The sequence below is a fragment of the Pontibacter sp. BAB1700 genome (genome assembly GCF_000277005.1).
GTDB lineage: Bacteria > Bacteroidota > Bacteroidia > Cytophagales > Hymenobacteraceae > Pontibacter > Pontibacter lucknowensis.
The window spans coordinates 1-12257 of the sequence record NZ_AKIS01000221.1; the positions used below are offsets into that span (position 1 = coordinate 1).

Consider the following 12257-nt stretch of genomic DNA (forward strand, 5'->3'; position numbering starts at 1 on the left):
AGGTATTTGGTGGCGTCCCGCCACCTGTGCCGGCAGGTACAAAAACAGGCGGCCAGAGTCCGCCGGATAGCTCACACTCGCGGGACGCGAGCGAGGGCAGTGGATTACAAGAGAATCCTGTCAATCCGTGGGGGTAGGGGGCCCTCTTTAAATCCTTTAATCCTGATTCTGACAGAATAATATCCGCCTTCCCCGGAATTAACCCCGGTTCCGGATTGTTTTAACCTATACCTTTTTTGGGAGAGCCGGAGCCGGTCGTGGACTGCTGTTTTATAGTGCTTTCCGCTTCCGTAGCTCCGTAAAAATTCGTAATTTTGCACTATGAATATTGAGACAGAAATTTTACATCAGGATGAGGTGGCCTTGCTCGAAGAGAGCACCGATTTGCATAACCTGATTGTGTATAACGACGACGTGAATACATTTGACCACGTGATCGCAACGCTTATCAAGGTATGCGGCCACTCGGCGGAACAGGCGGAGCAATGCACGCTGCTGATCCACTACAAAGGCAAGTGCACTGTAAAGGTAGGGTCTTACGAGGAGCTGGCAGGTATGTGCACTGCCTTCACGACAAAGACCTGTCGGCCAACATCGAGTAGCGGGAGGTTGAATGGAATTTCCGTCTAAACTGATTGAAAACGCCGTTGAGGAGCTGGCAAAGCTCCCGGGCGTAGGGCGCAAGACTGCCTTGCGATTGGCGCTGCATATGCTCAAAGAGGAGTCTGAGGAGACTTTTTTGTTGGCTGAGGCGCTCGTAAAAATGCGTACCGAGGTAAAACACTGCAAGCAGTGCCACAACATCTCTGACACAGAGGTATGCGGCATCTGTCTCAACCCGCTGCGTGATCGCAGTCTGTTGTGCGTGGTAAGCGACATCCGGGACGTGATTGCGATCGAGAACACGTCGCAGTTCAAAGGCCTGTACCATGTGCTGGGCGGTGTGATTTCACCTATCGAAGGCGTAGGCCCGTCGGACCTGCACATCGATTCGCTGCTGGAGCGTCTGCCGAACTCTGAAGTAAAAGAGATCCTTCTGGCTATCAGCCCGACCATGGAAGGCGACACGACCGCTTTTTACCTGACCCGCAAACTCCGCGACCACAACGTGCGCATCACTACGATTGCTCGTGGTGTGCCGGTAGGAGGCGAGTTAGAGTATACTGATGAAATTACCCTGGGACGCAGCATCGTAGAGCGCACGTCTTACGGCAAGAACTAAAACTCGCGGCTTGTAATAGCTGAGAAGGACATGCAAAAGCATGTCCTTTATTGTTTAGGGAGATAGGTATAGGTAGTTAGTTGTAACTGGGCCAGAGGCCCCACGATAGCAAGTCACGAGCGTAGACGCTCGCGCCATATTCCCTCTCCACTTCACTGGTTTTCTCTTGCATTATATTAACTTTGGAGCTTAATTCAGAATAAGCATGCAGAACACAGCATCACACATACTTTCAGACAGAATCATGGCGCTTTCGGAGTCGCAGACCATCGCGATGGCCAAAAAAGGCCGTGAACTCGCCGCACAGGGACATGATATTATCAACCTGAGCTTCGGGGAGCCAGACTTCCAGACGCCACAGTACATCAAGGACGCCGCGAAAGAAGCGATTGATGAAGGCTTTACCTTCTATACCCCGGTACCGGCTTTCCGGCACTGCGTCAGGCCATTGCCGATAAGTTCAAGCGTGACAACAACCTGGACTATGGTCCGGAGAACATTGTGGTGTCGACAGGGGCCAAGCAGTCCATTGCCAATGCGGTGATGTGCCTGGTGAATCCGGGAGATGAAGTGATCATCTTCTCGCCGTACTGGGTGTCGTATGAAGAGATCGTGAAGTTGGCGGAAGGTACACCGGTGCCGCTGCAGGGTCGTCTGGAGAATGACTTTAAAGTAACGCCGGAGCAACTCGAGAATGCCATCACGTCCAATACCAAGGTGGTGATGTACTCTTCGCCTTGCAACCCGACCGGTTCGGTGTTCGACGAGGAGGAGCTGCTGGCGATTGCCAAAGTGCTGGAGAAACATCCGCAGGTATACATCATTGCCGACGAGATCTACGAGTACATCAACTTCGGAGGCAAGCACGCCAGCATGGCTAGCTTCGACTTCATCAAAGACCGAGTGATCACCGTGAACGGCTTCTCGAAAGGCTATGCCATGACCGGCTGGCGTGTGGGCTACATTGCGGCGCACAAAGACATTGCGACGGCCTGCGAAAAAATGCAGAGCCAGATCACCTCCGGTACCTGCTCCATCGCCCAGAAAGCGGCCCATGCGGCGTTGTTGGGTGGAAACGAATCTGCCCTGGAAATGCGCGATGCCTACCGCCGCCGCCGTGACCTGGTGCTGGAGATCATGCAGGATATACCAGGCTTCAAGACCAACGTGCCGACTGGCGCTTTCTATATTTTCCCGGATGTGAGCTACTATTTCGGTAAGAGCTGCAATGGCAACATCATCAGCAGTGCGCTCGACCTGAGTCTATACCTGCTGACAGACGCGCATGTGGCGCTGGTGAGTGGTGAGGCCTTTGGTGCACCGCAGTGTATCCGTTTCTCTTACGCCACATCCGACGATAAACTAATTGAGGCACTCCGCCGCATCAAGGAGAGTCTCGCCAAATTGCAGTAATGAATCAGCATACCAATTTAGAAGATATATTCAGCGCGTTTGACCGCCTGATCGTGCTTATCGTGGGCGATGTGATGATCGACTCCTACCTGTGGGGCAAGTCGACGCGCATTTCGCCGGAAGCCCCTGTGCCGATCGTGAACGTGGTAAAGCGCGAGAAACGACTAGGCGGAGCGGCCAACGTGGCCCTGAACGTGCAGGCCATGGGTGCGACGCCACTGCTTTGCTCCGTGATCGGCGACGACCCGGACGGAGGTGACTTTTTGCGCCTGATGGAAGAGCGAGACCTGTCTACAGAAGGTATCGTGCAGAGCCCGGAGCGGGTAACCACTATCAAGCACCGTATCATTGCCGGTGGTCAGCAACTGCTACGCGTGGACGCTGAGATTGAGCATAACCTGGCCGACTACGAAGAACGCCACCTGGAGGAGCACTACCTGAAGCTACTTGATCAGGCTGATGTGGTCGTGTTTGAAGACTATGACAAAGGCGTGTTTTCAGAGCGGAATATTGCCCGTTTCATCCAACTGGCTAACGAGCGTGGCATACCGAGTGTGGTGGACCCGAAGAAGAAAAACTTCCTGAGCTACAAAGGCTGCACACTTTTCAAACCAAACCTGAAAGAGCTCAAAGAAGGCCTGAAAGTAGACTTCCCCGACGAAAACCTGCATGCTTTTGAAGAGGCGGTTGCACAACTACAGGAACGGCTGACCACGAAGCAAGTGCTTGTAACACTTTCGGAACGGGGTGTATTTGTGGCCAACGGTGAGGAGAAAACCTATATACCTGCGCACCGCCGTTCTATTTCGGATGTGTCGGGGGCCGGCGATACGGTGATCAGTATTGCGGCGCTGTGTATGGCGCTGCGCACTTCGCTGCCATTTATGGCCGGCCTGAGCAACCTGGGCGGCGGACTGGTATGCGAACAGGTAGGGGTAGTGCCTGTCGACAGAAACCGCTTGTTCGAAGAAGCAAAAGAGAACAGGCTGTACGAAACCCATGAACACCGAACAGCTTAACAGGCTACTATACGGCAGCAAACTGCGGGCATACATGCTGATGCGCCGCACTACCTATACGCTCACCATCGTAGCGATAGGCTTGCTGCTGTATGCCCACGGTGTAGTTACCGATCCGGATACCGTTCAACTGATTTTTTACGCCATCGACGCCATACTAGGCGTCTTTGTCGTGATATACCTGCTGCGTATCCTCTATGGTTTTGAGCGGGTCAAGTTTCTGCGGCGAACATGGTTTGAGGGTGCCCTGATGGCCATCATTCTGGTCAACCATGTGGGTACTTACCTGTTCGATTTTCCTGTTATCTACAATATTTTTGAAGGTATAGGCATGCCACTCTCGGTGGAGATCTACCGTGTGCTGGTCTCGCTTTACATGCTCTTGCTACTGGTGATTGAGTTACTCGAAACAAGAGTACACCTCAAAACCCTGCAGGTGAAGCCGGCTGTGACCTTCCTGATGAGCTTTCTGACGCTCATTTCATTGGGCACAGCTATGTTCATGCTGCCTAAAATGACCAATGACCCGGACGGTATGCGCTTTGTTGACGCGCTCTTTATGGCGACGAGCGCTTCCTGTATCACCGGCCTGACGGTAGTGGATCCGGGTACTTACTTCACATTTTCGGGGCAGGTTATTCTGCTATTGCTGGTGCAGCTGGGTGGTTTGGGTGTGATGACATTTGCTACCTTCTTTGCCACGCTCATGCGCCAGGGGATTGGTATAAAACAGCACGTGGCCATGTTTGAGATCATGGAAAGTGAGTCTATCTCTTTCACAAAGGGCTTGCTCCGCAAACTGATCATCATGACGCTGTCTATCGAGGCCATCGGAGCTGTGATTGTTTTTGCAACGTGGAGTAATGAAGTTGAATTTGTAGGCCTTGGCAGTAAGATATTCTTCTCCATATTTCATGCCGTGTCTGGTTTTTGTAATGCTGGCTTTTCTTTGTTTCCGGAGGGCCTGTACAGTAATCCGCTGCAGGGCGCCTATGTGCTTCATCTAACCATCGCTGCTCTGGTTATATTAGGCGGTATAGGTTTTCCCACTATCATTGATGTACTATCGCCAAGAGCCATGCGTGCCCGTATGGATATGCCATGGCGTAACTGGAAAATGATGACACGTGTAACCGTGTATTCTTCGGCCGCCCTGCTGGCCTTCGGTACAATCACTTTTTTCCTGCTGGAGTACTTCAATACACTCTCGCACCTGAACTTTGCGGAGGCGCTTATCACGTCTTTTTTTCAATCGGCAACCACCCGTTCTTCCGGGTTTAACACCGTGGATACCTCCGCCATTTCCGTGCCGGCTTTGCTGATCATGATGATGCTGATGTTTATCGGTGCCTCGCCGGGCTCGATGGGGGGTGGTATAAAAACGACTACTTTTACAGTGATCATCCTGTCGGTTTGGACGACCATCGTGGGCAAGCGAAATATTGAAATCGGGAAACGAACCATTCCGCACTCGGTGTCTTACAAGGCTTTTGCTGTGTTTACCTTTGCGGTTGGCTTCAATATTTTGTTTCTGATCATTCTGTCTATATCTGATGCCCAGTTTGACATACTGCGACTGGCATTCGAGCAGGTGTCTGCCTTTGCCACCGTGGGACTGAGTACAGGTATAACGGCCGGTCTTTCGGATGTAGGAAAAACAGTGATCATCCTGTCAATGTACATCGGGAGAGTGGGAACGCTTACGCTGGCGCTAGCTATCAGCACACGGGCTACTTCTACCGCGTACAAGTACCCGGATACACATTTGGCGATTGGTTAAGCTTGTGTTAGCTTTGAGACTTCAACTTCACTAAATGCGCACAGAAGAGCTAAACAGGTTGCTTTATGGGAGTAAGCTCAGAGCTTACGCCCTGATGCGGCGAACCACCTACCTGCTTACCCTTATTTCGGTTGGCCTGCTAATTTATGCGCATGGCATTGCACAGAAACCAGCGACGATACAGCTGCTCTTTAATGCGATTGATGCCATCCTGTCAATATTCGTAATCATATACCTGCTGCGCATCCTCTATACCTTCGAGCGGAAGAAGTTCCTGAGGCGCACCTGGTTCGAAGGCCTGCTGATGGCAATCATCCTGATTAATGAGGTGAGCACCTACGGACTGCAGGAATCAGCGATCTATACCTTCTTCGAAAGCATCGACATACCACTTTCCGTAGAGGTATACCGGGTGGTCGTGTCGCTGTTTATGCTGCTGCTGCTGATTATTGAGCTGCTGGAGACACGTGTGCACCTCAAAACGCTTCAGTTTAAGCCCACGATCTCTTTCCTGTTCAGTTTCCTGTTCCTGATCCTGATAGGTGCAGGGCTGCTCATGATGCCCAACATGATTACCACACCGGGCAGTATGCGCTTCATCGACGCCCTCTTCATGGCAGCCAGTGCTTCCTGTGTGACAGGTCTAGCGGTAGTGGATCCGGGAACTTATTTCACTTTTTCGGGGCAGGTAGTGCTGCTTATGCTTGTGCAGTTGGGTGGTTTGGGCATTCTGACATTTGCCACCTTCTTTGCTACGCTGATGCGGCAGGGCGTAGGTATAAAACAGCACGTAGCCATGTATGAGATCATGGAAAGCGAATCGCTGTTCTCCACTAAAAACCTATTGCGCAAACTGGTCGTGATGACCTTTTCTATAGAAGCCATTGGAGCTGTGATCATCTTTCTGACGTGGGGACAGGAAGTACAGTTCGAGAGCTTAGGCAGTAAGATTTTCTTCTCGGTGTTTCATGCGGTGTCTGCTTTCTGTAATGCCGGTTTATCGCTTTTCCCGGAGGGCTTGTATACCGAGGCAGTAAGGTTTTCTTATGTGATGCACCTGACTGTGGCACTCCTGATCATTTTTGGAGGCATCGGTTTTCCGACCATTCTCGACGTGCTGTCTCCACAATCGATGCGGGCACGAATGGAAAGGCCCTGGAGAAATTGGCGCCTGCTCTCCCGTATCACTATTTTCACATCAGCTGCCCTTATTACGATGGGCACGATAGGCTTTTTTATGCTGGAGTATTACAATACCTTGGCGCAACTGAGTTTTGTGGAAGCTGTGATCGCGTCTTTTTTTCAGGCTGTAACGACCCGTACAGCGGGCTTCAACACACTCGATATTTCAGCGCTGAACGTGCCTACCTTGCTGATGTTTATTTTCCTGATGTTCATCGGAGCATCTCCGGGCTCTACCGGGGGCGGTATCAAAACAACCACTTTTGCGATTATTCTATTGTCGGTATGGGCAACTATACGTGGCAAGCGAAACGTGGAAATAGGTAACCGCACCATACCGCATTTGGTGTCTTACAAAGCCTTCTCGGTGTTTACGTTTGCTGCCATGATCAACATTCTGTTTTTGTTCATCCTAACCATCACAGATTCACAGTTCGATATTTTCAGGCTGGCCTTTGAGCAGGTATCGGCATTTGCAACGGTGGGTCTTAGCACAGGTATAACCGCCGGCCTTTCGGATGCCGGGAAGGGTGTCATTATCGTGTCGATGTTTATGGGCAGGGTAGGTACGCTAACCCTCGCCCTGGCCCTGAGCACCCGCGCCGCCACCACTGCCTACAAATATCCGGAGACCCACGTACCAGTCGGATAATCGGAGTTTGAGAGTACTCGCATTAAGTCGCTATCTGCCCGAATCCTGCATCCAGCCATTCACCAATTCATCTGCTCAGGCGAAGGGCGATGGATGAAAGTAAAGTGAAGTTACTGTCAGTTGAACCTGTCTCTGTCTCAAAGATATTATGCTGCCCTTTCAACCATCTGCCTTCTAGTCGGCAAAGTATGTTTGGGGCCGGACTATAATCTACATTGGCTGATAGACCAGTAGCTCTAAAACTGCTTTCTCCAGCAGGCGCCGATATAATCACTTCATTCTGGTCTGAGTAATGCTCGGCGCGGGCGGCTACTGCCCACATGTCATGGATCTTGTAGCGTGTAATCAACGCCGGACTGTACCAGGTGTGGTAGCGGCGACTACCTTTGTGCTGTTGCTGTATCCCAATATCAAATCCAGCGATCAGGGTGGTTCTTTTCCCTAAGCCAAACTGCCCATAAACATTGTTGAAGTAGCGCATTCTGCGGGTAGCATCCGGATCGTCGGTACCAATGAAGGTACTCCAGTTCAGAGTCAGGTTGTCGTGCGGCGCATAGTTAACCTGCGTGCCAAAGGAGGGCAGGGAGTTTCCGGGTAGTCTTCTAATGCGCTGCCAGCCGTTTACGACCAAGGCGGCCAGTGTCCAGGTAGGAGTGGGGTTAAAAGTCAGTTTGGCTCCGGAGAGGAAGTAGGGTGAGTTCTCAGCCAGAAGGGAACGACTTAAAGTGAGGTTGTCAGTTGAGATAGCGCTTTCAAAGCCAATGTGCGACCCCATGATTCCGGCATCCAGCCATATCTTTGCTTGTTTATCAAGCGCTATACCTGCGTTAGCCTCAAACACGTGGCGCATCACTTCGTCTTCGGCAGCATAATTATCGGAAGCATAAGTGCCAACTTGCAGCGCCAAAGCACCTCTATACCTGCCATGTTCCACAGTAGCCCGGAGAAGACCTAAGTTCAGATTAAACTCGTTATGGCGGTTGTGGTTATAAAGGAATGGCTGCCGGTAGCCTGCTGTAGGCTTACTGAAATCATAGGCATAAAAAATGTCGGCAAACCCTTCGAAGCGAACTTCAGGCTTGCCGACATGGTAGTATCTGTTTGAGCAGACGCAGAGAGGGCATTAATTAGCAAAATGGCTAATATGGCTGCTCTTACCACGGCTTTTCTCTAAATTCTCTAATGCTTTATAGCGCTGCTGTATTCCTTCACTGTCTGGATGAAGCATTTCACCTTCTCCGGGTCAGTATCAGGGTATACGCCGTGACCGAGGTTGGCGATGTGGCGCTGCGGCCCGAACTCCTTCAGCATTTTAATAGTCTCGTGCTGGATGGTATCGAACGAGCTGTAAAGTAGGCACGGGTCCATGTTGCCTTGCAGGGTCTTATTCGGGCCAACCTGTGCTCTGGACGTCTTGATGTCCATGTTCCAGTCAAGGCCGATGGTTTCGCAGTTCAGTTTGCTGAAATCTTCCAGGGCAAAGAAAGCGCCTTTGGCGAATACCGTTACCGGCACGTCGTTGATGGCGTTGCAAATCTCGCTGATATATGGCAGGGAGAACTCGCGGTAATGCGCCGGGGTAAGTATACCCGCCCACGAGTCGAACACCTGGATCAGGTTAGCACCCGCTTCTACCTGTGCTTTCAAGTAGGCGATGGTGGTATCCGTGATCATGCGCAGCATCTGGTGTGCCAGTTTCGGGTTGGTGTACAGTAAACCGCGTGCATGCGAGAATGTCTTGGAGCCGCTACCCTCTACCATGTAGGCTAGAATAGTCCACGGCGCACCCGCAAAACCGATAAGAGGCACACGTCCGTTCAAGGCTCTTTTAGTCACCTTGATGGCTTCCAGCACATAACCCAAGTGCTCATGCGGGTCGGCTACACGGAGTCTTGCCAGATCAGCTTCAGTACGGATTGTCTTAGGGAACCATGGTCCGCGCTTCTCTACCATTTCGTAGGTACAGCCCATCGCCTCTGGCACCACCAGGATGTCAGAGAAGATGATGGCGGCATCCACGTCCAGGATATCAACAGGCTGAATGGTTACTTCGGCGGCCAGGTCCGGTGTTTCCACCAGTTCCTTAAATCCGCTCAGGCTTTCGCGTACGGCTCTGTATTCAGGTAGGATGCGGCCAGCCTGGCGCATCAGCCACACCGGAGTACGTTCTACGGTTTCTCCTTTGGCGGCTCTTATAAGCAGGTCATTCTTCAATTGCATGGCACAAAGATACGTTAAAAATGCTGACTGTCGGAAGATGATTGTTATCATCATGCTGCAGGGCAAATGTCATATAAAGTTGGTGTACTCTGTGCGAGGTAATGGGGTTGGGGATTTTTAGCAGGTATAGCGCAAATAGTAATTTGGTTATACCTATGCAATGAACAAAGCCTTTATACCTGTCACAATAAAATTTACTCCAATCGACAGCACCAGGAAGCCCATAATACGCGACAGTGCGGACAGGCCTGCCTTGCCCATGAACTGGAGTAATTGATGGGAGAAAATCAGAATCAGGTATGCCACTACGGCCAAGGCGACAATAGCTGTTACGACCAAGCCAAGGTCTGTCATGTGAAGTGCATCGGAGTATAGGCTGATGCTCACGGCAATGGCTCCCGGGCCCGACAGCATCGGCATGGCCAGAGGGGCGAAGGAAATATCTTCTTTCCGCATGCTCTCTTTCAGCACGCCTTTCGACACCTTTTTGCCACGGTGCGCTTTGCTGGAGAGTAGCTCGAAGCCCGCTTTCATGATCATAAGTCCGCCGGCAATACGGATGTCGTGGAGTCGGATGCCGAAGAAGTTGAGCACATACTGCCCGGCCAGAAAAAACACCCCCAGTATAAGCGCCATGTAAATGCAGGCCCGCAGCGCCTGTTGGTTGCGGTTGGAGGGGGTGTCGTCCTGGGTTAGGGTCAGGAAAACGGGCATGGCCCCGAAGGGGTTTACCACACTAAATAAGGCCGAAAAAGTGGCCAGCATCATTTCCATAGCTTGGTCAGGTTGTTTTCTGATGCAAAGCTATAGCCCGGAAATTACGCCTGCGTTACCGCCGTATTGTATGATTGTTAAGTGTGAAGAACGATTTTTCTTGTGGGATAATGAATGAAGTTCAATTGAGGATGACGCCGTAGCTTCGAAAATCCTGTCAATCCTTCAATCCTGGTCTACGACAAAAACAGCGCATAAATGGCCGATACGATGAAATTCACGCCAATTGACAGCACAATAAAGCCCATGATGCGAGAGAGCGCAGATAGACCTGCCTTGCCCATGAAGCGGGTAAGTTGCGTTGAGAAGCGCAGAATGACATAAGAGATCACTGCCAGCAAAATGATGCCAACCAGAATCAGGGTCATATCCCAGAAGGAAAGCGAAGTCGTGAACAGGCCGATACTCACCGCAATGGCACCCGGACCGGAAAGCATGGGCATGGCCAGCGGTGTGAAGGAAATGTCTTCTTTGTGCTGCGCCTCTTCCACCACATCCGGCGACACTTTCTTATTACTGCCTCCCGGTGTGAGCAGTTCAAAACCGGCCCGCATGATCATCAAGCCTCCCGCAATGCGCAGATCGTGAATACGGATACCGAAGAAGTTGAGCACGTACTGCCCTGCCAGGAAAAACACGGCCAGTATACCTACCATGTACAGACAAGCTTTGAGCGCCTGTTGGTTACGCTGAGCAGGGGTGTCATTTTGAGTAAGTGTCAGGAAGACAGGCATGGCTCCGAACGGGTTCACAACGGAGAAGAGAGCAGAAAGCGTGGCAAGAATAATTTCCATGGGAGCGATAAACGTAGAACCTCCAATATAGTTTTTAATCAATATAAAACCAAAGAACAACGTTCTCCAGGTATAGAAATGCAATAGAAGGCAAGGCGATTAAAACTTAATCCTTAATTTTGGGTAGTCAACACCCTAAGCAACGATACTATGAAAGGAGAAGTAAAGCTCGGGATACTGGGCGGTGGACAGCTGGGCCGCATGCTCATTCAGGCCGGACTCGATTTTAACCTCTACACCCTGGTGCTCGACCCGGACGAGAACGCCCCCTGCAAAGACGTGTGCCACGAGTTCTACGTGGGCAGCTTCCGCGATTTCGACACGGTGTATGAGTTCGGCAAGAACTGTGACATTCTCACAATTGAGATCGAACACGTGAATGCCGATGCACTGGAGAAGCTGGAGCAGGAAGGCGTGAAAGTATACCCGGATGCACGTACTGTGCGCACTATACAAGACAAAGGCCTGCAGAAAGAGTTCTACAAGAAACATGCTATACCTACTGCTGATTTCAGAATCCTGAAAGATGCCGATGAACTACAAGCCAATACTGATTTCCTGCCTGCTTTCCAGAAACTGCGTCGCGAGGGCTACGATGGCCGCGGCGTAACCCGATTGCAGAGCGATACGGATCTGAGCAAAGGCTTTACAGAGCCATCGGTGCTGGAGAAGCTGGTGGATTTTGAGAAGGAGATTTCTGTCATCGTAGCCCGCAACGCCAACGGACAGGTAACAGCCTTCCCGGTGGTGGAGTTGAGTTTTCATCCGGAGCACAACCTGGTAGACTCGCTTTTCGCGCCGGCCAATGTGCCCTACAAGCTGCAGCGGCTGGCTATCGAAATCGCTACCCGCGTGATCGAGTCATTTGACATGGTTGGTATACTGGCTGTGGAAATGTTCCTGACGAAGGACGGCCAGATTTTGGTAAACGAGGTAGCGCCTCGTCCGCACAACAGCGGGCACCATACCATCAAAGCCAACTATACCTCCCAATACGAACAGCACCTGCGTGCCATCCTCAATCTGCCGCTCGGCAGTACCGATATACAGAGTGCCGCTGTGATGCTGAACTTGTTGGGTGAACCCGGCTATGACGGCGAGGCCAAATACGAAGGGCTGCAGGAAGCGCTGGCTGTACCGGGCGTTTACATTCACTTGTATGGCAAGAAATACACCCGTCCTGCCCGCAAGATGGGACACA

The 12257-nt window shown here is 51.4% G+C and carries 10 protein-coding genes and 1 pseudogene; 7 read left to right on the top strand and 4 right to left on the bottom strand.

Features of this window, described 5'->3' with window-relative positions; all coding sequences use genetic code 11:
* Positions 1-321: 321 nt before the first annotated feature.
* The 6 genes and pseudogenes from O71_RS20215 to O71_RS20240 all read left to right on the top strand — a co-directional run bounded on the left by O71_RS20215 (position 322) and on the right by O71_RS20240 (position 7268).
* Positions 322-630 carry an ATP-dependent Clp protease adaptor ClpS gene (locus tag O71_RS20215; RefSeq protein WP_007660825.1) on the top strand — a complete coding sequence of 103 codons (309 nt, stop codon included), beginning with the start codon at positions 322-324 and terminating at the stop codon, positions 628-630.
* Positions 614-1222, top strand: coding sequence for a recombination mediator RecR (gene recR, locus O71_RS20220; protein WP_007660826.1), 609 nt, complete (start codon positions 614-616; stop codon positions 1220-1222). The genes O71_RS20215 and recR overlap by 17 nt, the downstream gene beginning before the upstream one ends.
* 205 nt (positions 1223-1427) lie before the next feature.
* A pseudogene (locus O71_RS20225) lies at positions 1428-2635 on the top strand (pyridoxal phosphate-dependent aminotransferase).
* Positions 2635-3654, top strand: coding sequence for a bifunctional heptose 7-phosphate kinase/heptose 1-phosphate adenyltransferase (locus tag O71_RS20230; protein ID WP_007660827.1), 1020 nt, complete (start codon positions 2635-2637; stop codon positions 3652-3654). The pseudogene O71_RS20225 and the gene O71_RS20230 overlap by 1 nt, the downstream one beginning before the upstream one ends.
* Positions 3635-5434, top strand: a complete 1800-nt coding sequence (locus tag O71_RS20235) for a TrkH family potassium uptake protein (RefSeq protein ID WP_007660828.1) — start codon at positions 3635-3637, stop codon at positions 5432-5434. The genes O71_RS20230 and O71_RS20235 overlap by 20 nt, the downstream gene beginning before the upstream one ends.
* Before the next feature lie 34 nt (positions 5435-5468).
* Entirely contained in the window at positions 5469-7268 is a 1800-nt protein-coding gene (locus O71_RS20240; protein ID WP_007660830.1) for a TrkH family potassium uptake protein, read from the top strand.
* Positions 7269-7335: 67 nt separating this feature from the next.
* On the opposite strand, the gene O71_RS20245 is transcribed toward O71_RS20240, so the two are convergent.
* The 4 genes from O71_RS20245 to O71_RS20260 all read right to left on the bottom strand — a co-directional run bounded on the left by O71_RS20245 (position 7336) and on the right by O71_RS20260 (position 11056).
* Positions 7336-8316 carry a porin gene (locus tag O71_RS20245; RefSeq protein ID WP_081490552.1) on the bottom strand — a complete coding sequence of 327 codons (981 nt, stop codon included), beginning with the start codon at positions 8314-8316 and terminating at the stop codon, positions 7336-7338.
* A gap of 131 nt (positions 8317-8447) precedes the next feature.
* Positions 8448-9488 (bottom strand): uroporphyrinogen decarboxylase, encoded by a 1041-nt coding sequence (gene hemE / locus O71_RS20250; protein ID WP_007660833.1) that lies wholly within the window; start codon positions 9486-9488, stop codon positions 8448-8450.
* Positions 9489-9641: 153 nt separating this feature from the next.
* On the bottom strand, positions 9642-10262 hold the full coding sequence (locus O71_RS20255; RefSeq protein WP_007660835.1) for a MarC family NAAT transporter: 621 nt from the start codon (positions 10260-10262) through the stop codon (positions 9642-9644).
* 176 nt (positions 10263-10438) lie between these two features.
* The gene (locus tag O71_RS20260) at positions 10439-11056 is read right to left on the bottom strand and encodes a MarC family NAAT transporter (protein ID WP_040575002.1); all 618 of its coding nucleotides are present in this window, start codon (positions 11054-11056) and stop codon (positions 10439-10441) included.
* 150 nt (positions 11057-11206) lie between these two features.
* Here O71_RS20260 and O71_RS20265 point away from each other — a divergent pair.
* On the top strand, positions 11207-12257 hold a 1051-nt coding region (locus O71_RS20265; protein WP_007660838.1), incomplete at its 3' end, for a 5-(carboxyamino)imidazole ribonucleotide synthase.